Raw genomic sequence first — 21,304 nt, forward strand, 5'->3', positions numbered from 1 at the left:
TAAGGCTTGTCTCATCACCAGTCAGTCCAGAAGGAAACGTTCAGTGAATAATCAGCATCTGAGTTTTACCAAAGATAATTTTACTGTCACAACCGATCCCGCTTTTTTTCAGCTGGAAGCCGTTCACGATTACCTCTCGCAATCGTCCTGGGCTCCGGGTATTGATGTCGAAACGGTCAGGTTATCCGTCCAGAACAGCCTTTGTTTTGCGCTTCTGGATGGAACAAGACAAATCGGCTTCGCCCGTCTGGTCACAGACTATGCCACTTTTGGTTATCTGTGCGACGTCTACGTGCTGAACGATTATCAGAAAAGTGGTCTTGGCCGGTGGCTGATTGAATGCTGTCACGCCCATCCGGTGCTGTCACGTCTGCGACGGATAATGCTGGTAACCGACAGTGCGCCCTGGCTATACCAGAAGTTGGGGTATAACCCGTTGAACCGGCAAGATTTTGTCTGGCAGATCAATCGACCAGACATTTATCGTAAACACGGGCAACAATAAGAATACGTAGCCGGCAATAGCTGAACGAACATTACGAGCGCCACTTTCAGTAGAAAACCGATTGGCAAATCCTCTCAAAATTAATGAACAAATCTAATAAACCCTAGCGAATTACCCCATCTAATCGAATAAATCCGTTTGCGTTATGCTTTTCCCACACAACAGCTGAAGGATAACGTCATGCAAACTGTAAAACTGAACAACGGTATTGAAATGCCCCTGCTGGGCTTTGGTGTGTTTCAGATGTCTGATGCCGCTGAATGCGAAAGAGCCGTTATTGATGCCATCGATACGGGATACCGCCTGATCGATACCGCCGCGTCTTACCAGAATGAAACCCAGGTCGGGAATGCGCTGAAACAGACCGGTATCGCACGTCACGAACTCTTTGTCACAACCAAACTGTGGCTGCAGGATACCCACTACGAAGGCGCTAAAGCACAGTTCGAACGTTCCCTGAATCGGCTGCAACTTGACTACGTTGACCTGTACCTGATTCATCAGCCTTACGGTGATGTCCATGGGGCCTGGCGGGCCATGGAGGAATTGCAACAGGCCGGCAAAATTCGCGCCATTGGCGTCAGCAACTTCCATCCTGACCGACTGGCCGACCTTATCGCCTTCAACCACGTTGTCCCGGCGGTAAACCAGATTGAAGTTAACCCCTTCAACCAGCAGCTGCAGGCCGTTCCATGGAATCAAAGCCGTGGCATTCAGCCGGAAGCCTGGGCACCGTTTGCAGAAGGTAAAAATGGCCTGTTCCAGCATCCGGTGTTAACGGCGATTGGTCAGAAGTACGGCAAAAGCGTGGGCCAGGTTGTACTGCGGTGGATCTTCCAGCGAGGCATCGTTTCACTGGCCAAATCGGTGCGAAAAGAGCGCATGGAAGAGAACATCAACATTCTCGATTTTGAACTCAGTGGTGAAGATATGCTGCAGATTGCCGCCCTCGACACCGCCACCAGCGCCTTCTTCTCTCACCGCGATCCGGCGATGGTGGAATGGCTGACCGGTCGCAAACTTGATGTTTAAGGCGCAATAAGCAGAGGTATTCATTCAATGCAAAAACGTTATCTGGGTCAATCCGGACTCGAAGTCTCCGCCCCTGGACTCGGTTGCATGGGCTTAAGCCACGGCTACGGCCCGGCGACCGATACCCGTCAGGCTATCGAGCTCATTCGCGCAGCGGTTGAACGTGGCGTCACGTTCTTTGATACCGCCGAAGTGTATGGCCCATATCTTAATGAAGAGGTTGTCGGTGAAGCCTTAAAACCGTTTCGTGATCGTGTGGTCATCGCCACCAAATTTGGTTTTACCTTCGGTGCGGACAACAAGCAGCAGATTTTAAACAGCCGCCCGGCGCATATCCGTGAAGCGGTTGAAGGATCATTACGCCGTCTTAAGACGGATGTCATTGATCTGCTGTATCAACACCGTGTCGACCCGGATGTCCCCATTGAAGATGTTGCGGGAACGGTGAAAGACCTGATAGCGGAAGGCAAAGTCAAACATTTCGGTTTGTCCGAAGCGGGCGCGCAAACTATCCGTCGTGCGCATGCGGTACAACCGGTCACGGCCCTGCAAAGTGAGTACTCCATGTGGTGGCGCGAACCTGAGCAGGAGATCCTGCCGTTGCTGGAGGAACTGGGTATTGGTTTTGTGCCCTTTAGCCCATTAGGCAAAGGCTTCCTGACGGGATCGATTAAGCCAGGAACCACTTTCGGTAAGGATGATTACCGCAGTACCGTGCCGCGCTTCGCCGAACAAGCCATTGAAGCCAATGAAAAGCTGGTTTCGTTGTTGGGTGAACTGGCGGCCGGCAAAGGCGTCACATCTGCGCAAATCGCACTGGCATGGCTGCTGGCACAAAAACCGTGGATTGTTCCCATCCCGGGCACCACCAAACTACACCGGCTGGAGGAAAACCTCGGCGCTGCCAACATCGTTCTTTCACCGGATGACTTGCGGCAGATAACCCAGGCGCTGGAAACGATTAAAATCGTCGGCGAGCGTTACTCTCCTGAGCACCAGGCTCGCGTAGGCCGTTAATCAATACCCGGACGGGTCCCCCGGCGAATGGCGGACCCGTTATTCCGCGTAGCGAAGGGCATCGATCATCAGCGCAAAAGCGGGCGGATGCTGCTTACGACTGGGGTAGTAAAGATAATATCCGGGGAAAGACGGACACCACTCCTGCAGAACCTGAATCAGCTCTCCTGACTTTATATATTCCTGCACTCTGTCTTCAGGTATACAGGCGAGGCCAAAACCGGATAACGCCGCATCAATCCTTTCCGCCTGCAGATTAAACGTTACCTGCCCTTCCACTCTGACCCGTAACGGTTTCCCTTCCCTCTCAAACTCCCAGTGGTAAAGCCCGCCGGCCGTCGGCAGGCGCATATTGATGCAGCGATGATTTTGTAGCTCGTGAGGCGTGTCAGGCACGGGGTTAGCGGCAAAATAGGACGGTGCACCCACCACAGCCATGCGCATATCCGGCCCAATCTTTACGGCGATCATGTCTTTATCCACGCTTTCGCCCAGGCGGATCCCGGCATCAAAACGCCCCTCAACAATATCGACAAAGCCGTTATCGACCACCAGCTCAAGATTAATTTCCGGATATTCCCTGAGGAAAGGTTTTAACTTCGGCCATACCAGACTTCGCGCGGCATGCTCCCCGGCGGATAAACGGATATTACCGGAGGCGGTGCCGTTCAGTTGCACAAGCGCTTCCAGCTCCTGCTCAAGATCGGCAATACGGGGTTCAAGACAGGCAATAATTCGCTCACCGGCTTCCGTAGGGGCAACGCTTCGGGTCGTACGAGTCAGAAGGCGGATATTTAGCCTTTCCTCCAGCGCTTTCATCGCATGACTGAGTGCGGACTGAGAAACACCCAGTTTGCCCGCTGCTTTGGTAAAACTCCGCTCTCTTGCGACCACAAGAAAGATTTGCAGTTCGTTGAAGTTTTCTTTCAGCATTGGCGATTTCCTTATAGAGGCATTCCCTTCGCAGCGCACTCATGAAGGGTGTTCATAGACACAATCATTTGTGCCCCATTACTGACAATAATGATAATTGATATTCTGGCCATATCGAAAATAAATCTGAATTATCAGAAGGTTTATCATGAAAATACTCGTTGCCGGAGCGACAGGAAGTATTGGTCTTCATGTCGTGAATACCGCTATTGAAATGGGCCATCACCCCGTGGCGCTGGTCAGAAATAAGCACAAAGTAAAATGGCTTCCTCGTGGAACGGATGTTTTTTACGGCGATGTTTCCATGCCCGAAACTCTCACCGATTTACCGAAAGATATTGCTGCGGTCATCTTCACGCTCGGTTCCGATGGCCAGGGTCGTATTGGTGCCAGAGCGATAGATTACGGCGGTGTGCGTAACATTTTGCGCATCTTCAAGGATACCCCTGTTTGCATCAGCTTAATGACCACGATTGGCGTGACTGAACGGCTCAGCACCTGGAATCAACGTACTGAGGTTCATGACTGGAAAAGACGAGCCGAACGTCTGGTCAGGGCGAGCGGCCATCCCTACACCATCGTCAGGCCCGGCTGGTTTGATTACAACAAGGATGATGAGCACAGAATCGTTATGCTGCAGGGCGATCGACGCCATACGGGAACGCCGGAAGATGGCGTGATATCCCGAGAGCAAATCGCCCGGGTTCTGGTCAGCGCCCTGAGCAACGATGCGGCAAAAAATAAAACGTTCGAGCTGGTGGCAGAACGAGGGGAAGCGCAGCAGGATCTCACCCCTCTGTTTGCAGCTCTGCGGACGGATCATCGCCAAAAAAATGATGGGATTCTGGATATGGACAATATGCCCCTCAGTGAAGAGCCTGAGTGCATTATTCACGAGCTGAACTGTATTCCAGCTAAGCTAAAAACCTGACAATTTTGTCATATCGCGGTCAGCCTGATGACAGCTTAGATCGGTATATTTAACTATCAAGACGGAGGGCCTTCCTCCTGACAGAAGTCCAGTTTCAACCCTATTATTTAAAAGAGGTATAGAATATGAAAGCACGACTTATTACGCTATTGTTCATGGGATTTATTGCTGTGAATGCCGCATCTGCAGCTCAGGAACTTAATCATGCAGATGGCAAAGAAAAAATAGGTGTGGTCTCAGCCAGCAATGCCCTTACGCTTGATGAGTTATCGACTGCGCTTTCTCGTAAGGCCGATGAGCAAGGTGCCACGTCATTCAAAATCCTGTCCGCGACCGGAAATAACAGGCTACACGGAGTGGCTGAAATCTATAAATGAATCATTAGCATCCTGTAAAGGATGTTTCATAAACCTTTTATTATGAGCATCGATTTATGTTCAGAACAGAAGACATCATCGATGAGATAACCCAATGGATTGATTCAAACTTACACAAACCGCTGAGGATTGAGGATGTTGCTGCACGGGCGGGATATTCCAGGTGGCATCTTCAGCGGGTTTTTGTACAGGTAAAAGCAGTGAGCCTGGGGAAATATATCAGAGATAAGAAACTCAGTCTGGCGGCAAAAGATCTTATTGAGACAGATGAACCCGTGATCAGCATAGCCTATAAATATGGATTTGACTCACAGCAGACCTTTACACGCATTTTTTCTAAAAATTATAAACTGCCACCATTAAGGTATCGACACGCTAAAAGAATAAAATAATAACAACGGCTTGAACCACGCAAATTTTTTAATATCACGCAAACAGAAATTTATTCCAGCACCAGCAGCTGCAGGCCTTTTTACTCCAGCAGCGTCTTGTTCTGAACGAGGCTCATAACCTATGGTATACGGTTGTCACGCCCGGTGTCTGCGCCTTTAGCCATTGTACATCGGCAGGAAAACAGACCCGCAGCCGATCGCTATCTGAGCCACGTCGCCACATCATCTATCCACGCGAAACATGAGCTTTTAGGTATCTTACGTACCGTTATGTTCACCTTATCGGCTCATGGTACAAAGTGGACATAATATCGTTGCAATAGTCGGCGAGGCTCGTCGCATCACGCGGATAAAATATTGGCTATCGGTGGAAAAGAGATATTACCCGTCATTCAGACTCTTCCCCAATGAGTCCGCAGGAAACTGTGATTTCTGCTAAATCTATAATAATCAGGGTGCCAAAACTACCGGTTTCCACAGTATGAGGAATGCCCGCTTTGGCTACATAAAGCTGGCCAGACGTTACAGAGATTTTTTTACCCTCCACGCTCAGTTCGAGGCATCCGTCAATGACCAGTAACCCCTCGTCATACTCATGTACTTCTTCAGTTGCTGAGCGCTTATCCATACGTAAGACTTTGAGATTCGCAGCGCCAACGCGACCTAAAATATGAGAGTGCCATGCCTCCGGTATAGCATGTGCTTCGGTTCTGAGATCATAAAGCGGCATAAGGTCACTCCCTTTGATGTTCATTTAATACTTATATGCCATATAAGTGACCGGTCGACATATAACAAATATGGCAAAAGAAGTTGAAAAAGAGAATAAATCCCTCCCCGATGCGGCTATTAATGCTGAAATGTAAGATTCAGCCCCCTGAGCAGAACAATAGTTATCAAAAAGTCGATGAGGTAATCACGTCCGTATCTGACACTAAAGGGAAGCGGCTGAATATGCAGTTGGCAACGGGGACGAAAGAAATGAAGTCAGCGGCGTGGCTGTACGCCCGCTCAGGCTTGTTTACTTCATTCCCCCCCCAGCGTACGCCCCATGGCCGCTGACATTCAGCGCATTATTTTTTTGCCATTAACCTGCACTGGCTCTTGCCGGTGCGCGTGACGGTATTTTACCGATCCGCTCATGCCACTGACAGGCATACATCAGGAACAAATCAACCGTAACAGGCTGGCGCAAGCCTGTATTTGCGCCATTCTTCAGGATCGTGCCCGGGAATAAGTAGCGCATTATGTTGCCGGGTAAGTTGGCGCAACTTTCGTACAGACTGAGCAACGTCACTGGCTGACGTCATCAGACCTGGAAGCGCTCGATCATGATAATGATCGAGGGTATAACACGCATCAATGGCGAGCATAAAGGTTGTACCGCTCGGTAACCTGATAAGAAAAGATTGATGTCCTGGCGAATGCCCGGGCGTGAAAATACATTGTAACGTGCCATCACCGTACAGGTCATGGCGATCATCTGACAGACCGTTTAGAAACAACCAGTCAAGTTCAGGATGGTCAAAATCCTTTCTACAATAGGCGCCAGAGGTAAACCAGTCAGGGGCATAAGCATATTCATACTCACATTTTTGCACTATATGAGTGGCGTTGGGGAAGCGCCCAATCGCGCCAGTATGATCCGAGTGCAAGTGGGACACTAGCACGTAGCGGATTTCCTCAGGGGCAATGCCAATTTTTTTGAGCTGTTCTACGCAACCCTGTTCTGCTGACATCACCGGCTTAAACAGCTCTACCGCACTGCCCCAGTAAGCATGGGGGTCTTTCAATCCTTCGACAGCCAGGCCACCGTCGATCAGAGCAAAGCCATCCGGATGTGTCAGTAAGAACCAGGGGACAGGTATCTCATAGCGCTCTCCTGCGCCTTGATTCATACGGATATGCTGATATTTACATTGCTGTATTCCTGACTGGAACATAAAAAGCTTGATATCTGACATGATAAATCTCCATAAAAATTAATGAATTATATGACTCCACGGTCCAGGGCTGACTCTGGCGTTAAGTTTCCATTATTTCGAAGGAGAGCAGTAGAATCCTGTATCCACTTACATATATCAGTAAAACCAATATAATCGTTGAATGGATATACTCTCAGCAATGCGCATATTCGTCAGGGTGGTTGAGCGGGGCAGCATGTCGGCTGCTGCCCGCGATCTCGGTATTGGGCAACCTGCCGTCAGTGAACGGATTGAAAAACTGGAAACGCACCTTGGTACGCGTTTGCTAAGACGCAATACGCGTAATATGTCTCTGACGCATAGCGGTAATCTGTTTTATGAGCGGAGCAAAACGGCGCTTCAGGCGGCTGATCACGCGCTGTCGGTGAACGAAGAACATCAGGGTTTGCAAGGCAAAATACGTATTGCCACCCCTTACTCCGTTGGAGACAGCGTGCTGATGCCTGCAATATTGCAGCTTCAGAAGGAACATCCCGATCTGCAGATCGATATGATTTTTAACGACCGCGTCATCGATCCTGTCACTGAAGGTGTGGATTTGTCATTGAGACTTGGAGAGGTCACGGAAGGTTTTTTTGTCGCGCGTCCACTCGGTATCGTGCACAGAATGTTACTGGCATCGCCTGCCCTCCTGGCGAAAATGGGTTCGCCACAATCTCCGGAAGAACTGGTCCGTTATCCTTTTGCTGCGGTATCGGGAATTTTCGCCAATAATCGCATTCCATTAATGACCGCTGAAGATCAACACATTAATGCTCCCATTAACGTTAAATTTCGTTCCACGCACTGGCGGAGTGTCTTCACCTATTTATTAGCCGGGCATGGGATCGGTGTTTTGCAATATCCAGTCTGCAAGAACGCCATTGAACAGGGGAGATTAATCCCCCTTTTAAGCCACTACCCGCTACCGCCTTTTAGTGCCTGGTTACTTCATCCACCGGCAAGCATGATGTCAAATGAAACGCGAATTTGTGCGTCGCTGCTAGAGGGTTATCTCAGAGATTCGCTGCCAGGGATGTTGTGAGGTTAATCACCTCCTCCCCTGGCCCGCAGCAGACAGCGCCAGGGAAGATGCCGTTCTCCTGGCGCAAGGAGCGGGCCTGCAGGAGAGACTCTCGACTTAATCAGGATAAATATTGTGCGGATTGCGCCGCAAATTGCCCATCACGATCTCTTTAGGTGCCAGGGTGATATTCTGTCGTTAAATGAGGGAAAGCAAATGATTGTAAGGACCTGGCACGGTTGTGTCCCGCTTAAACACGCAGAAGGTTTTGCGAATCATCTTCAGCGGACAGGCGTGGAACACGCAAGGAGTATCGAGGGGAACAGAGGCGCCTTTGTGCGCAGGGAGACTCAGGGCGATCGGGAGCACTTCTTTCTGGCGACTTACTGGCAGGATTTACCGTCGGTGAAAGCATTTGCTGGAGAAAACTATCAGGTCGCAGTTACTTATCCAGATGACGAAGAATTTGAGCTCCTTTCCGACCCCTACGTCTTTCAGCATGTTGTAGAAGCCATTTCACCGCTTTAACGACATTTCCGGGGCCCCCTTATCGGTCACCCGGAATGGTCGTAACCTTGCAAAAATTCTCCTTCTCAGCGTTCGCTTCTGGCACAAGCTGACAGGTAATGACCGGAGGAGTATCACTTAACCGTGAGCAGGTCGGCATAGCGCGTGGTGTATCTCGGCGAAAGCATTTCCCGTTTCATCCGCCACTGCGGCTGGATACCCTGTCCGGCGAAATAAAGCGTTTCGCGCCCCTCTTTCGCATTCAGACGATCCAACACCTCCATCAGCTTCTGGCTGTTGTGTCGCGGCGCATTTTCATCGAACAGGTTAAGCTGCGCCACCCCCTGACTATAAAAGTCACCCAGCATAACCCCCCCTTTCTGATACCGCTGACCATCTTTCCAGATGGCATCCAGGCAGCGCATCGCCGCGCCGATAATATCCCGGCTGTCCTGGGTGGGGGTCAGCAGCTTTACCGATGCGCTGTTGCTGTAATACGGCTCGTTGTGCGCAAATGGCGAGGTTTTAACAAACGCGGAGATAAAGCGGCAATATTGATGCTCGCTACGCAGTTTCTCCGCAGCCCGTGTGGCATAGCTGCAAATAGCCTGCCGCATCTCCTCATATTCCACGATGTAGTGGCTGAAGGACCGGGAGCAGATAATCTCCTGTTTGATCGGAGCAAATTCTTCCAGTTCAAGACATGGCTCGCCGCGGAGTTCACGCACGGTTCTCTCCAGCACAACGTTGAAATGCTTTCTGATAAACCGAATATCGGTGTCTGCCAGCTGCAGGACGGTCCTGATGCCCAGCCCTTCCAGTTTTTTCGCAATCCGCCGACCTACGCCCCAGACGTCACCGACATTTAATGCCGCCATGAGCCTCCGCTGACGCGCAATATTTGACAGATCGACCACCCCTCCGGTCTGCCGTTGCCATTTTTTGGCCGCATAGTTCGCCAGTTTGGCCAGGGTTTTGGTCTGAGCGATCCCCACCCCAACCGTCAGATGCGTACGTTGCAAAACCGTGGCTCTGATTTCGCGCCCAAACTCCGTCAGATCGCGACAGTTGCGCACGCCGGTGAGGTCACAAAAAATCTCATCAATAGAGTATATTTCGCAGCGGGGAGACATCTCCTCGATCGTGGTCATCACCCGATTGGACATATCCGCATAGAGTTCATAGTTGCTACTGAAGCAAACCACCCGGTGACGCCTGAAGAGATCCTTCAGTTTGAAGTACGGTTCACCGGTTTTCACCAGCGATTGCGCTTCGGCAGAACGCGCAATAACGCATCCGTCGTTATTGGATAACACCACCACGGGCCGCCCCTTCAGGTCCGGGCGAAAAACGGTTTCACACGAGGCATAAAACGAATTCACATCGCACAGCGCAAACATGATCAGCTCACAGACTTCACGATGTAGGTCACCACCCCGAAAATATCCAGGCTATCTTCGCGGCCAATCACAATCGGGGAATAGGCGCTGTTTTCAGGCTTAAGCATCGCAACGGGATGCAGTTGCAGGCGCTTAACGGTAAATTCGCCATCGACCGCGGCAATAACGATATGGCCATGCTCAGCCTTACGGGAGCTATCCACCACCAGCAAATCCCCTTCGCCAATTCCGGCGTCGATCATTGAATCGCCGGTGGATTTCACAAAATAGGTCGCGCTCGGGTGCTGAATCATCAGTTCATTCAGGTCAATACGCCGCTCGACATAATCCTGTGCCGGACTCGGAAAGCCGCATGGCACAAGATCGCTGAACAAAGGCAACGCCACGATCTGGCGTAGGTCGGCAGGTGTGAAAAACCGCATGATAATCACCATCAAAAATACTGTATACACATACAGTATTATCGATCGATGAAAGAAATCAAGGGCTGCCTGCGTGCTAACGGAGTACTGGCAGCGTATCCCTCTGATTTCATGACGACTCTTTGTGCTTATAAGGCAAGGCTCTGGTCTGCAGGGCAAGGCAGCGAGAAAAGGCGGACGATAAAGCAAAAGCTACGGTCACCGGCCGGCACGATAAGAGATATCACTCGCCAGATGCCCACCACAAACACGAGCGCTGGCAGAAGAAGTGACCAGAAAATTGGCAAAGAGTAAGTCGCATCTCTGGAAATTTGCGCCGATTGGGAGGAGGATAGTCTCTGTGCAACCGACCGTTATGGGCCATCGCTATCCCCACCATACCGGCGATGTATCCGACATACTGAACTGGAGATTCTTATGTATTACACGTTAGGAGATACCACCCTCCACTTTTATCGCTATCAGTGCCGATTCTACGTCGCCCATTGGGACGGCGGTAATGTCATGAGCGATAAGTTCAAGCAGTTCATTGAGTTGATTACCGAAAAAACGGGTATTGATTCAAAGCGCGTCGAAGCCGTTGCGCGGGACTACTTCAATAACGTGGATTGACGCCGGTCGGAATCCGCACAGGTTTTTATTTCTCATTCGGGCACAGCAGTCCGGTGAGCGTTTATGGATGAACAGCCCGTCGTTACCCGCTCACGGAGGGCTGTCACGCGCGATCCGCGCGCGTATTGTGCTAAACAGGCCTCTTCAGCAGGTCTCTCGCGAGACCTGCTGCCTCATGTTTCACTAAAACTCCCGCCACGCCGCCCGTTTGCTATTTCCAGTGAGTTATTAATCAGATATCGCCTGCTACCGGCCTCTTTTTTCTGCTTATCTGCCTCACAGGCCAACCGCAGCGTACCCGATGTTTTTGAGCGAAAAATCCATTATCAATAACCATATAATGCTACGCCATCGCGGCATGATTGGCACAAAATCTCGCACTAACGGCATAAACAGAATTAAAAAAACTTTTTTCACATTCCATTAAAATATTTAGTTAGGATTTTTCTTAATCCTGGAGTAGATTCGCTTTCATAAAAGCAAGAATATCCATGAACTTCTCGGGGACTAAACCACATGGCAAACTTATTCTTTTTAGTATTAGCTATAGTACTGCTTCTGGTTGCTGTTTTTTCTCTCGTTTCTTATATCAAGGACAGAAAAAAGCAGCAGTTTACGTTCAAAAAAAGGCGTTAATAACAAACCACCACTGGAGAGGCACGCATCGGTGAACTTTCTAAAATGAATTTATCTTAATGTTCGATAGTCTGACATGGCCCGTTTAACGCGAGATCGCGTCAAAAGGTTGACGTCGCTTTAAACGCACAGGTCATGAGTTTTAGCCATATTACGCATAAGCAAATCCAATTAATAATATTGCATTAATAAGATTTTAATTTCTCGTGGGTTACTCAAGATGGTTATTTAACGATCTTATCAACACCGAAGGGTAATTGATGCTGACAGGCCGTGCCGCGAAATTAAAATGCTGTTTGTCCTCTCGGTGGTCTGCTGCTGGCCACCCGAGTTGACCCGTCGGTGTCATCCCTCCGCATCCTTTCGCCACAAATCGTCTGCGAACGTCAGGTCATCTCATACTCGGTGCCATCAGGGCAATGGTTCCTCTCGCCAGCCATCGAAATCCGTTGATTCTGTATGTCGACAATATCACCTGCCCGGAGAATGCGCTGTAGACGTTGAGTGAACTCCTGCACGCCCACAAAAATGCGATAACCAAATATACTTGCAACCCTGTCAGTACGCCTGCAGGGGTACAGTGAGCGGCCATTTTCCGCTATCAGTCCGCGAAATCATCGCCGCATACGCCACAGAACCAGGAGCGTCTTTGAGATTCCCGCCCGACGGGAGAGGCTCTGTCGGATTAAGGGAAGGGAGATGCCCTCCGGCGGCGGATAGCAAAACAGCGCGGCCAAATTCACTCAGGTCGCTCTGACCTTACCGCAGCGTGGTCAGCCTGAAATGATGCGATTAATCTGTCGATTCTCTCTCCTTTATCATGAGAAAGAACATGGTACTCGCGACACCATCCGCGACATCATAGAGCCCCCCTTTTTTCAGGCTCCGGCGCGATCAATTCTCCCCCGCTGCATCGAGCGGAGTGGGCTCCGACATATTTATCACCGATGCTATTTCACACTCTGACATCATTGTTACCTGCAGTAATAACCTTCCGTACTGTCTTTACCCATATTGACTAAATAATACTATCGACGCATAAAGATCATGAAATACAGATAATTTCCGCTGTGCCTTTATTTATTAAAACAGCGCTATCTCTCTCTTCAACGCCGCTGCGCCGACTAGCGGCAGCGATTTTCGTTTAAAATAAAACAAAACAAACTATTACAATGCGCTAATTCATTGTTAAATAGGATTTTTCTTAGCAAAGTAAGACTGTATCTCATTTTTGCCACAGCGCTTGCAAAGATAATGGTAGTGAAATATCTTAGCTGCAATGCATGAATAAAATAAATTTATAATAAATATAACATTATCATATCTTGCCCTGACGATTAACTGTGAACACTAAATGACTAGAATCTTACTTAATATAAAAAATATTTACTTCCGATTTGCCATAATGAAATTAATTGAAGATCTCATCATTGAGCATGAAAACATTACTTATGATTTCAACTACAATATAAAAAACATCAGCACTGCCGATATCATCTTTACAGAGATGGTGGTGGGCGAATTTTCTTTATGTCATGACACGCTGAATAACAGAAGCGACGCCGCCAGAATTTTCATCATTCACTCCCAAAAGGGCCCTGTGGTAAAAAATCCACTCCCCAACTGCATTAAAGGATCTGTATTTATCTACGAAAAAGATTTACCTGGCAATATCAAAAAGACCATGGCAAAAGCACTGGATGTCAGCAGCATAAAAACTACGAATGAATCAGCATCATGCGGCCTCAGGAGATGTCTTGACTGCCAGTGCAATTCGGTCACCGCGATACAGTTAAAGATTCTCTATGCCACCAGCATTGGATTAAATACTTCCGATATTGCCAATAAATTAAGCATGAACTATAAAACGGTGTTTTCACACAAACGGAATGTAATGACTAAATTTAATCTTGCCAACAAACAGGAACTGCAAAAATTTGCTAATCTGTTTGGCCAAAAAAAGAAGTGAATCAAACCGTTACCTGCCTCTGCATTAAGAAAGGTTGACTCAGAAATGCATCGGCCTTTTACATTATATTAATAAGAATATACGGACCACAGGGTGATAATAAAAAGAAAACAGACGATAAAGATTAAAATAACAGCGACCATACAAAGTATTCCGTAACGGGCAACAATTAGACTGCGTTGACTTTATTATGCAACCATCGGATATTCAAGAACGCAGCATGATTTTCAGTCCACGGATTAAAAACGCAAGAAAAATCTTAAGTCACGATCGTCGATCGGTTTACCTTTTCGGCCACCGCACCTACAGCGTATTCCTTAATGTCGGCTAAATAAAGTCGTAGTTTTTGGGGCGCGATCACCATATTCCCTGCGCTACGCTAAATGAGCCCTCCGTGCGCTGGCATTTATACTGCGGCCGCGACAAGGATAAAGACGGGCCTGCGCAAAAAGGAAGTTATCCCCCTCTGACATAACGTCAGAACGGACTATCGTAGCCAATAATATTGCCAAAAAATCAGGGCGCGGATAACCGCGCCCTGATGAAATGGTGCTGAGGTAAGCGTTATGGGTGCTTCTCGATATACATCGTACGGCTATAGGCAACATCTTCCGGGTTATTAATCGGATACCCTTTTAGCCACGGCTTAATCAGACGCCCGTTGGTATACTGATAGATCGGGGCAACAGGCGCTTTGCTCATGATGATTTTTTCCGCCGCATTGTAATCATCATTACGCGCTTTATCCGAGGTTTCCTGTGCCGCCTGGCTCAGAATCTTGTCATAGGCCGGGTCGTTGAAACGGGAAATATTCCCGCTGTGGGTCGAGGTCAGCAGCGACAGGAAAGTGGAAGGTTCGTTATAATCCCCTACCCACGAAGCGCGAATCACATCAAAGTTACCGGTGTTGCGGCTATCGATATAGGTTTTCCACTCCTGATTCTGCAGCTTCACATCCACGCCGAGATTTTTCTTCCACATCGAAGCAACCGCAATCGCGATTTTCTGGTGGTTTTCTGAAGTGTTATACAGCAGCGTCAGCTGCAGCGGACGACCGGGACCGTAGCCTGCCGCCTGCAATAGCGCTTTGGCCTGAGCGTTCAGCTCGGCCTGACTCATGCTTTCCATCTGCGACGGCTGCGGTACAAACCCGGCGGTCACGTCCGGCGTAAAATGCCAGGCCGGTTTTTCGCCGGTTCCCAGTACCTTCTCCGCCATCAGACGACGGTCGATAGTCATGCTCAGCGCCAGACGCACGCGCTCATCGGCGGTCGGACCTTTCTGAGTATTAAAGGCGTAGTAATAGGTTCCCAGCTGCGGCGGCGTATACACCTGGCCCGGAATATCCTTCAGCAATTTCTGATACAGATTCTTCGGGAAAGACTCGGTGATATCAATATCGCCGGCCAGATAGCGTTTCGTTGCCGAGGACTCCTGATTGATCGGAACAAACGTCACCTGCTGAATAACCGTTTTCGCATTATCCCAATAGTGGCTGTTCGGCACGACCACCAGTTTCTCGTTAACGACGCGATCTTTTAAAACGTAAGCGCCGTTGCCGATAAGATTGCCCGGACGCGTCCAGTTAGCACCGCTCTCTACGTTAGCTTTCTGTACCGGATAAAAGGCGAAGCTGGCCGTCAGGTTACTGAACCACGGCAGCGGTTTATCCAGCTGCACGCGCAGGGTACGCGCATCAACGGCGGTGACGCCCAGCGTCTGCGGCGCCGCTTTACCATCGATAATATTTTGCGCGTTGCTGATCCCCGCCAGCGCGGCGAACCAGGCGAAAGGCGAGGTGGTTTTCGGGTCAACCAGACGCTGCCAGCTATAGACAAAGTCCTCTGCGGTCACCGGTGAGCCATCGGACCAGCGCGCGTTATCGCGCAGCGTAAACGTCCAGACGCGGTTATCATTACTCTGCCAGCGGGTCGCCACGCCTGGGATAATATTGCCTTTCGCGTCCTGGTTGACTAAACCTTCAAAAAGATCGCGAATCACCTGAATTTCCGGCAGACCAACGGCTTTGGCGGGATCTAATGATGCGGGTTCATCTTTAATATGCCGTACCAGCAGCTGCTTTTCGGCTAATACGGTTCCCTGGGGGACATCCGCTGCCCAGGCAAGAGAAGAAACGCTGGCTAACCACAGCGCGCCGCATGTCAATGTGACAGGATACTTCATGAGATCCCCTTTAAAATAAAAGAACCAGAGCTGGCAGAGCGATAATTATTTGTTTCATCACCTGAAATTGCAAACGGCTTGTGATAGAAAATTGACATGTCCACTGATTTAGCCGCCCCAGAAAACTATTTGATTCCGGGAGGCTTTTACACAACACTGCAGAAAATAACCTGCTAACAGGATGCCCTATGCCCGTTTCCCGTCCTCGCCCCCTGCGCGGCGCCTTTCCGCCCGGTACGCAGCGCTATGGTCAGTCACATCTTGGCGCGCCGCTGCTCTGGTTCCCCGCCCCGCTGGCGGACAGCCGCAGCGGCCTGATTCTTGCCGGTACCCACGGCGATGAAAACTCATCGATCGTGACGCTCTCCTGTGCGCTGCGTACCCTGAAACCGGAATTACGCCGCCATCACGTCGTGCTGGCGGTGAATCCCGATGGCTGTCAGCTGGGACTACGGGCCAACGCCCGCGGCGTCGATCTGAACCGCAACTTCCCCGCGGCAAACTGGAAAGAAGGGGAAACGGTGTATCGCTGGAATAGCGCGGCAGAACAGCGCGATGTGGTACTGCTGACCGGCGAAAAACCCGGTTCAGAACCGGAAACCCAGGCACTGTGCCAGCTGATCCATCAGATCCACCCCGCGTGGGTCGTCTCCTTCCACGATCCGCTGGCCTGCATTGAAGATCCCGGCCACAGCGAGCTGGGACAGTGGCTGGCCGACGCGTTTGCCCTGCCGCTGGTCGGCAGCGTCGGTTACGAAACCCCCGGCTCTTTTGGCAGCTGGTGTGCCGATATCGGCCTGCCCTGCATCACCGCCGAGTTTCCGCCCATCTCAGCCGACGAAGCGACGGAAAAGCATCTGTCGGCAATGATGGATCTACTGCGCTGGCACGCTCAGAGATGAAGCACCCCGGTGCTGAAATGCAGCGCCGGCTCAACATCTACCGCCAGCCAGGTCGGGCCATCCAGATCGGCGAAACGCGCCAGCGGCACCAGCGGGAGCGCCGCTGAAATGGCCCGCGACGTGCAGAGCATGCAGCCCAGCATACGTTCAAACCCCAGCTCCCCGGCCTCCTGCGCCAGAAACAGCGCTTCGGTCAAGCCACCGGTTTTATCCAGCTTAATATTCACCATCTCATAACGCCCGCGCAGCTGCGGCAGGCTATCGCGGGTGTGGCAGCTCTCGTCGGCACAGATGGGCAGCGGGTGAATAAAATTTTCCAGCGCGTCGTCGGCGTCCGCCGGAAGCGGCTGTTCGAGCATGGCCACACCGATGTCCGCCAGCAGCTGACAGCGCGCCGCCAGGCCATCGCTGGACCAGGATTCATTGGCATCCACTATCAGCGTCGCCTCTGGCACCACGTTGCGAATGGCAATCAGCCGTTCGCTGATCAGATGATTATCCAGTTTCACCTTCAGTAGCCGGGCCCCCTTCTCCCACAGCGCGGCGGCGCTGGCCGCCATCTGTTCAGGGGTTCCGATCACGACCGTCTGCGCCGTCACCACCCGATTGGGGAGTCCGATACCCAGCAGTTGAGGAATCGTTTTCCCGACGCGACGGGCCTGCAGATCCCACAGCGCACAATCTACGGCGTTGCGCGCGGCCCCTGCCGGCAGCAGATGCTGGAGCTGTTCGCGGGTCATGCCGCTTTCCAGCTGCTCGCCAATGGTGAGGATCTGCGCCATGACCGACGCGAGGCTCTCACCATAGCGCGGGTACGGCGTGCACTCTCCAACGCCTTTTACGCCGTCCTCTTCAATTTCCACCACCACCACCTTCGCCTCGCTGCGACTGCCGCGGGCAATCACAAAGGGCGTATGTAACGGCCAGGCTTCTTCGTACACTCGCAGGTTTCGCATTCCCAGGTTCCTCCAGGGGAAACATTAAATAGGATTTGCCGTGCCGATAACGGATGTCATACACTACCCGTGACGTTAACTATATGTAAACAGGAAGATAAACATGTCACAAACCGTGCATTTCCAGGGCAACCCCGTTTCTGTTCAGGGCACCATTCCGCAGGCTGGCGCTACCGCGCAGCCGTTTACGCTGGTCGCCAAAGATCTCTCTGACGTCGCGCTGAGCCAGTTCGCCGGCAAACGTAAAGTACTGAATATTTTCCCGAGCATCGATACCGGCGTTTGCGCGGCATCGGTTCGTAAATTTAACCAACTGGCCTCCGAGCTGGATAACACCGTTGTGCTGTGCATCTCTGCCGACCTGCCGTTCGCCCAGTCTCGCTTCTGCGGCGCGGAAGGCCTGAACAATGTCGTCACCCTGTCCACGCTGCGCGCTCCGCAGTTCCTGGCCGATTACGGTGTCGCCATTGCAGCCGGTCCGCTGGCCGGTCTGGCCGCGCGTGCGGTGGTCGTTATTGATGAAAATGACCAGGTTGTTTACAGCCAGCTGGTGAACGAAATCACCGAAGAGCCGGACTACGATGCGGCCCTGGCTTCGCTGAAAGGCTAAGACCACAAGCTATCCCGGAAAATGGCGTCACCGCCGGCCTTCCGGCTACGTTAAGCCTCCGTTCTGCGGAGGCTTGTTTATTTCTGCGGCGCATAGCGCGAAATCAAACGCGCAATCATCGGGCCGGTCAGCAAAATGGTAAACAGACGCAGCGTCTGCATCGCCATAATAAACGACATATCCGCCCGCGTACCTGCGGCAATAATCGCCACCGTATCCAGCCCGCCGGGGCTTGTCGCCAGATAAGCGGTCATAAAATCGAGCGGCAGCACCTGGGTCACCCCCAGCGCCAGCAGCGCACAAACCACAATCAGGCCGATAATGGAGGCGATAATCTGCGGCAGCGTTTTCAGGGCCAGCAGGAAGATCTCTTTATTAAACTTTAGTCCAACGCTCCAGCCAATGGCGGCATATGCCAGCGCCAGCAGCCATTCAGGCAGCTCAAGCATCCACCAGCCCTCTCCCTGCACCACCGCGCCCGCCAGCATCGGGAATAGCATCGCACCGGACGGGAAACGCATTCTCAGCCCCAGCCATCCCGCGACCATCGTCAGCAGCAGCGTCCACGGCAGCTGCCACGTCAATGGTGGAAACCAGACGATATGCTGGGTCATCGCCTGCGCATCGCCGCCCAGGGCAAAACGCACCACCAGCGCCGCCGCGCCCGCGACAAACAGCACCCGCAGATACTGCATCAGGGCCACCAGCCGCACATCGGCGCCATACTCCTGCGCCATCACCACCATAGCCGACGCTCCGCCAGGCGAACTGCCCCACGCACCGGTCGCGCCGGGGAGCGCGCTATAGCGCACCAGCAGCCACCCCGTCAGCGCGCTGACGGCAAGCGTGGAGAAGAGGGTAAGCAGCACCAGCGGCCAGTGCCCGATGAGGACGCTAAAAACAGAGGGGGTTAAGGTGCGGGCAATCATGCAGCCGATAATGGCCTGAGCGGCAATAAAAAACGGCCGCGGAACGCGAATGCTCGCCCCGCGCAGACTCAACGTTATCCCGGCGATCATCGGCCCCAGCAGCAATGCCGCAGGCAGGTGCAGCCCGAACAGAACCCCGGAGAGTCCGGCAGAGAGTCCCAGCAGTTTCATCCACTGAAGCAGATGACCCGGCGAAGTTGACATCCGTATTCCTGGAAAAAGATGAAGAAAACTGAGTATATACAGAAGCGGGCGAAAGGTTGAAGCCTCTATGGCGCCAGATTGTCACCGGCCGCCTGAGCCGCCGGTGACAGCGCCTACTCTTCGCCTTTCTTCTGGCTCAGACCGTATTCACGCAGCTTATTGGCGATCGCGGTATGCGATACGCCGAGGCGCTTCGCCAGCTTACGGGTGCTCGGGAAGCTGCGATAAAGCTGGGTCAGCACCGAGCGTTCAAAGCGACGGGTAATGTCATCCAGCGACCCTTCCATCGCCTCTTCGCCAACCGGTAGCGAGGCCACATCGTGATCCGGCAACAGAATATCCTGCGGACGCATCTCATAGCCTTCGAGCTGGGTCAGCGCGCGGTAAACCGCGTTCTTCAGCTGGCGAACGTTGCCAGGCCAGCTATAGCGGGTCAACACCGTGCTGAGGTCGGCGGAAAGCTTCGGTCGCGGGATCCCCTGTTCGTCGGCAAACCGGGAAACAAACAGCTCCGTCAGCGGAATGATATCCTGCGGACAGTCGCGCAGCGGCGGCAGGTAGAGGGTGAGCACGTTGAGGCGGTAGTAGAGATCCTCGCGGAATAATCCCTTCTGCACCAGCTCCACCAGATTTTTCTGCGTCGCGCAGATGACCCGCACGTCGACGTGAACTTCGTGATCTTCCCCGACGCGCCGGAAGGTGCCGTCATTAAGAAAACGCAGTAGCTTGGTCTGCATACGCGGCGACATTTCGCCGATTTCATCCAGCAGGACCGAACCGCCGTTCGCCTGCTCAAAGAAGCCTTTTTTGCCTTGAATAGCGTCGCCAAACAACTCGCTTTCCACCGCATCTTCCGGGATGGAGCCACAGTTCAGCGCCAGATAGGGTTTGTTTGCCCGCGGGCTGGCCAGATGGCAGGCGTGGGCGAGTAAATCTTTGCCGGTTCCGGTATCGCCGACGATCAGCAGCGGCGCGCTGAGCATCGCCAGCTTACGAGCCTGTTCGACGACATGGCGCATTTTCGGGCCGACGGCGAGGATTTGACTGAAGGCACTGGTGTCCTGCGTCGTCATGGTTTGCAGCTGACGCCCCATACGAACGGTGGAACGCAACATCGCCACCGCACCGGTCAGGACCCGTTCGCCGTGTTCGCCTTCAAGGTAGACCGGGGTGATTTCCAGCACGAAGTTCTGGCCGTTAACCACCACATGCTCGCTATGCGACTCCTGCGGGCTGCTCTCCAGCCAGCGCTGGACGTTAAAATCGGTAATTAACTGAGCGACCGGATGATTGCGCAGCCGCTCCGGGCTCTGCGCAAACAGCTGGCAGCTGGCGGGGTTCGCCAGTTCAACCTTGCCTTTGGTGTCCAGCGACAGCACCGGCTCCGGCATCGCCACCAGCAGCGCGCTGAGCGCCAGGTGTTCACGTTCCGACGGCATCCACGGCACGGTACGCACGTCGGTGACGCCGGCAATCCGGCGGATTTCCGCCATCAGGCTGCTGAAGCTGGCAAACTCCAGCTCGGCAAAATTAAGATAAATTCGGCCAATGGGATCAATGTCGATGCCGCGCAGATCGATACCGCGGAGCACCAGCAAATCAAGCAATTCACGAGTCAGACCAAGACGGTCTTCACAAAAGACTTCAAGACGCATGGGAGTATTCACCCTAAAAAGGCCAATGACGGATGAATAATAGGACAGTTATTTGCTGGCGTGAAGATAGCTGTCAACAATTATTGACAGCATGGCGGAAAAACGGCCGTTATGGCGTAAAGATATCCGTTCAAAGCCCCGGG

22 protein-coding genes are annotated in these 21,304 nt (G+C 52.0%); 13 read left to right on the forward strand and 9 right to left on the reverse strand.

Features of this window, described 5'->3' with window-relative positions:
- Positions 1-43 precede the first annotated feature (43 nt).
- The 3 genes from AC236I_RS14175 (at position 44) to AC236I_RS14185 (ending at position 2,554) form a co-directional block, all read left to right on the forward strand.
- Positions 44-505 carry a GNAT family N-acetyltransferase gene (locus tag AC236I_RS14175; protein WP_032717317.1) on the forward strand — a complete coding sequence of 154 codons (462 nt, stop codon included), beginning with the start codon at positions 44-46 and terminating at the stop codon, positions 503-505.
- A gap of 180 nt (positions 506-685) precedes the next feature.
- Positions 686-1,537: an aldo/keto reductase gene (locus tag AC236I_RS14180; RefSeq protein ID WP_015584527.1), complete on the forward strand. Its 852-nt coding sequence runs from the start codon at positions 686-688 to the stop codon at positions 1,535-1,537.
- 27 nt (positions 1,538-1,564) lie between these two features.
- Positions 1,565-2,554 (forward strand): aldo/keto reductase, encoded by a 990-nt coding sequence (locus AC236I_RS14185; protein WP_015584528.1) that lies wholly within the window; start codon positions 1,565-1,567, stop codon positions 2,552-2,554.
- Positions 2,555-2,593: 39 nt separating this feature from the next.
- On the opposite strand, the gene AC236I_RS14190 is transcribed toward AC236I_RS14185, so the two are convergent.
- Positions 2,594-3,487, reverse strand: a complete 894-nt coding sequence (locus AC236I_RS14190; RefSeq protein WP_015584529.1) for a LysR family transcriptional regulator — start codon at positions 3,485-3,487, stop codon at positions 2,594-2,596.
- A gap of 148 nt (positions 3,488-3,635) precedes the next feature.
- Here AC236I_RS14190 and AC236I_RS14195 point away from each other — a divergent pair, with 148 nt between their 5' ends.
- The 3 genes from AC236I_RS14195 (at position 3,636) to AC236I_RS14205 (ending at position 5,187) form a co-directional block, all read left to right on the forward strand.
- Positions 3,636-4,418, forward strand: a complete 783-nt coding sequence (locus AC236I_RS14195) for an SDR family oxidoreductase (RefSeq protein ID WP_044023538.1) — start codon at positions 3,636-3,638, stop codon at positions 4,416-4,418.
- A gap of 125 nt (positions 4,419-4,543) precedes the next feature.
- Positions 4,544-4,795 (forward strand): YdgH/BhsA/McbA family protein, encoded by a 252-nt coding sequence (locus tag AC236I_RS14200; protein ID WP_015584531.1) that lies wholly within the window; start codon positions 4,544-4,546, stop codon positions 4,793-4,795.
- Between the two features lie 56 nt (positions 4,796-4,851).
- Positions 4,852-5,187: a helix-turn-helix domain-containing protein gene (locus AC236I_RS14205; RefSeq protein WP_015584532.1), complete on the forward strand. Its 336-nt coding sequence runs from the start codon at positions 4,852-4,854 to the stop codon at positions 5,185-5,187.
- A gap of 388 nt (positions 5,188-5,575) precedes the next feature.
- On the opposite strand, the gene AC236I_RS14210 is transcribed toward AC236I_RS14205, so the two are convergent.
- Together AC236I_RS14210 and attM are read right to left on the reverse strand one after the other, a co-directional pair.
- Positions 5,576-5,917, reverse strand: coding sequence for a cupin domain-containing protein (locus tag AC236I_RS14210; RefSeq protein WP_065907367.1), 342 nt, complete (start codon positions 5,915-5,917; stop codon positions 5,576-5,578).
- A 442-nt stretch (positions 5,918-6,359) separates the two neighbouring features.
- Positions 6,360-7,154: an AttM family quorum-quenching N-acyl homoserine lactonase gene (gene attM / locus AC236I_RS14215; RefSeq protein WP_163980129.1), complete on the reverse strand. Its 795-nt coding sequence runs from the start codon at positions 7,152-7,154 to the stop codon at positions 6,360-6,362.
- 157 nt (positions 7,155-7,311) lie between these two features.
- On the opposite strand from attM, the gene AC236I_RS14220 reads away from it, so the two are divergent.
- The gene (locus tag AC236I_RS14220) at positions 7,312-8,196 is read left to right on the forward strand and encodes a LysR family transcriptional regulator (RefSeq protein ID WP_065906380.1); all 885 of its coding nucleotides are present in this window, start codon (positions 7,312-7,314) and stop codon (positions 8,194-8,196) included.
- A gap of 195 nt (positions 8,197-8,391) precedes the next feature.
- Positions 8,392-8,703: a hypothetical protein gene (locus tag AC236I_RS14225; RefSeq protein ID WP_015584544.1), complete on the forward strand. Its 312-nt coding sequence runs from the start codon at positions 8,392-8,394 to the stop codon at positions 8,701-8,703.
- Between the two features lie 113 nt (positions 8,704-8,816).
- On the opposite strand, the gene AC236I_RS14230 is transcribed toward AC236I_RS14225, so the two are convergent.
- Together AC236I_RS14230 and AC236I_RS14235 are read right to left on the reverse strand one after the other, a co-directional pair.
- Complete coding sequence (locus AC236I_RS14230) at positions 8,817-10,082, reverse strand: Y-family DNA polymerase (protein WP_032717305.1); 1,266 nt, start codon at positions 10,080-10,082, stop codon at positions 8,817-8,819.
- Between the two features lie 2 nt (positions 10,083-10,084).
- Positions 10,085-10,504, reverse strand: coding sequence for a translesion error-prone DNA polymerase V autoproteolytic subunit (locus tag AC236I_RS14235; protein ID WP_213895095.1), 420 nt, complete (start codon positions 10,502-10,504; stop codon positions 10,085-10,087).
- 417 nt (positions 10,505-10,921) lie between these two features.
- Between AC236I_RS14235 and AC236I_RS14240 the strand changes: the two genes are divergently transcribed.
- The 3 genes from AC236I_RS14240 to AC236I_RS14250 all read left to right on the forward strand — a co-directional run bounded on the left by AC236I_RS14240 (position 10,922) and on the right by AC236I_RS14250 (position 13,721).
- A complete protein-coding gene (locus tag AC236I_RS14240; RefSeq protein WP_015584548.1) occupies positions 10,922-11,116 on the forward strand; it encodes a hypothetical protein in 195 nt (64 codons plus the stop codon).
- 516 nt (positions 11,117-11,632) lie between these two features.
- The gene (locus tag AC236I_RS14245) at positions 11,633-11,752 is read left to right on the forward strand and encodes a small membrane protein (RefSeq protein WP_137056547.1); all 120 of its coding nucleotides are present in this window, start codon (positions 11,633-11,635) and stop codon (positions 11,750-11,752) included.
- A 1,405-nt stretch (positions 11,753-13,157) separates the two neighbouring features.
- Positions 13,158-13,721, forward strand: coding sequence for a helix-turn-helix transcriptional regulator (locus tag AC236I_RS14250; protein ID WP_044352899.1), 564 nt, complete (start codon positions 13,158-13,160; stop codon positions 13,719-13,721).
- A gap of 564 nt (positions 13,722-14,285) precedes the next feature.
- On the opposite strand, the gene AC236I_RS14255 is transcribed toward AC236I_RS14250, so the two are convergent.
- Positions 14,286-15,905 (reverse strand): peptide ABC transporter substrate-binding protein, encoded by a 1,620-nt coding sequence (locus tag AC236I_RS14255; protein ID WP_004861189.1) that lies wholly within the window; start codon positions 15,903-15,905, stop codon positions 14,286-14,288.
- Between the two features lie 188 nt (positions 15,906-16,093).
- Between AC236I_RS14255 and mpaA the strand changes: the two genes are divergently transcribed.
- Complete coding sequence (gene mpaA, locus AC236I_RS14260; protein WP_015584551.1) at positions 16,094-16,807, forward strand: murein tripeptide amidase MpaA; 714 nt, start codon at positions 16,094-16,096, stop codon at positions 16,805-16,807.
- Here the strand turns inward: mpaA and ycjG are convergent.
- A complete protein-coding gene (ycjG, locus tag AC236I_RS14265; RefSeq protein WP_004861183.1) occupies positions 16,798-17,763 on the reverse strand; it encodes an L-Ala-D/L-Glu epimerase in 966 nt (321 codons plus the stop codon). The genes mpaA and ycjG overlap by 10 nt on opposite strands.
- 103 nt (positions 17,764-17,866) lie before the next feature.
- Between ycjG and tpx the strand changes: the two genes are divergently transcribed.
- Complete coding sequence (gene tpx / locus AC236I_RS14270; RefSeq protein ID WP_004861181.1) at positions 17,867-18,373, forward strand: thiol peroxidase; 507 nt, start codon at positions 17,867-17,869, stop codon at positions 18,371-18,373.
- Between the two features lie 77 nt (positions 18,374-18,450).
- Here tpx and AC236I_RS14275 read toward each other — a convergent pair whose 3' ends face one another.
- Both AC236I_RS14275 and tyrR read right to left on the reverse strand, forming a co-directional pair.
- Positions 18,451-19,506, reverse strand: a complete 1,056-nt coding sequence (locus AC236I_RS14275) for an AbrB family transcriptional regulator (RefSeq protein ID WP_411294251.1) — start codon at positions 19,504-19,506, stop codon at positions 18,451-18,453.
- Between the two features lie 113 nt (positions 19,507-19,619).
- Positions 19,620-21,161: a transcriptional regulator TyrR gene (tyrR, locus tag AC236I_RS14280; RefSeq protein WP_004861176.1), complete on the reverse strand. Its 1,542-nt coding sequence runs from the start codon at positions 21,159-21,161 to the stop codon at positions 19,620-19,622.
- Positions 21,162-21,304 lie beyond the last annotated feature (143 nt).

The sequence above is a fragment of the Klebsiella sp. Sb-30 genome (assembly GCF_057652795.1).

Bases quoted from the DNA above. Each gene is read 5' to 3' on its own strand.
- AC236I_RS14180 (WP_015584527.1), top strand. From the start codon at position 686: ATGCAAACTGTAAAACTGAACAACGGTATTGAAATGCCCCTGCTGGGC.
- AC236I_RS14185 (WP_015584528.1), top strand. From the start codon at position 1,565: ATGCAAAAACGTTATCTGGGTCAATCCGGACTCGAAGTCTCCGCCCCT.
- AC236I_RS14190 (WP_015584529.1), bottom strand. From the start codon at position 3,487: ATGCTGAAAGAAAACTTCAACGAACTGCAAATCTTTCTTGTGGTCGCA.
- AC236I_RS14195 (WP_044023538.1), top strand. From the start codon at position 3,636: ATGAAAATACTCGTTGCCGGAGCGACAGGAAGTATTGGTCTTCATGTC.
- AC236I_RS14200 (WP_015584531.1), top strand. From the start codon at position 4,544: ATGAAAGCACGACTTATTACGCTATTGTTCATGGGATTTATTGCTGTG.
- AC236I_RS14205 (WP_015584532.1), top strand. From the start codon at position 4,852: ATGTTCAGAACAGAAGACATCATCGATGAGATAACCCAATGGATTGAT.
- AC236I_RS14210 (WP_065907367.1), bottom strand. From the start codon at position 5,917: ATGCCGCTTTATGATCTCAGAACCGAAGCACATGCTATACCGGAGGCA.
- AC236I_RS14220 (WP_065906380.1), top strand. From the start codon at position 7,312: ATGCGCATATTCGTCAGGGTGGTTGAGCGGGGCAGCATGTCGGCTGCT.
- AC236I_RS14225 (WP_015584544.1), top strand. From the start codon at position 8,392: ATGATTGTAAGGACCTGGCACGGTTGTGTCCCGCTTAAACACGCAGAA.
- AC236I_RS14230 (WP_032717305.1), bottom strand. From the start codon at position 10,082: ATGTTTGCGCTGTGCGATGTGAATTCGTTTTATGCCTCGTGTGAAACC.
- AC236I_RS14235 (WP_213895095.1), bottom strand. From the start codon at position 10,504: ATGCGGTTTTTCACACCTGCCGACCTACGCCAGATCGTGGCGTTGCCT.
- AC236I_RS14240 (WP_015584548.1), top strand. From the start codon at position 10,922: ATGTATTACACGTTAGGAGATACCACCCTCCACTTTTATCGCTATCAG.
- AC236I_RS14245 (WP_137056547.1), top strand. From the start codon at position 11,633: ATGGCAAACTTATTCTTTTTAGTATTAGCTATAGTACTGCTTCTGGTT.
- AC236I_RS14250 (WP_044352899.1), top strand. From the start codon at position 13,158: ATGAAATTAATTGAAGATCTCATCATTGAGCATGAAAACATTACTTAT.
- AC236I_RS14255 (WP_004861189.1), bottom strand. From the start codon at position 15,905: ATGAAGTATCCTGTCACATTGACATGCGGCGCGCTGTGGTTAGCCAGC.
- mpaA (WP_015584551.1), top strand. From the start codon at position 16,094: ATGCCCGTTTCCCGTCCTCGCCCCCTGCGCGGCGCCTTTCCGCCCGGT.
- ycjG (WP_004861183.1), bottom strand. From the start codon at position 17,763: ATGCGAAACCTGCGAGTGTACGAAGAAGCCTGGCCGTTACATACGCCC.
- tpx (WP_004861181.1), top strand. From the start codon at position 17,867: ATGTCACAAACCGTGCATTTCCAGGGCAACCCCGTTTCTGTTCAGGGC.
- AC236I_RS14275 (WP_411294251.1), bottom strand. From the start codon at position 19,506: ATGTCAACTTCGCCGGGTCATCTGCTTCAGTGGATGAAACTGCTGGGA.
- tyrR (WP_004861176.1), bottom strand. From the start codon at position 21,161: ATGCGTCTTGAAGTCTTTTGTGAAGACCGTCTTGGTCTGACTCGTGAA.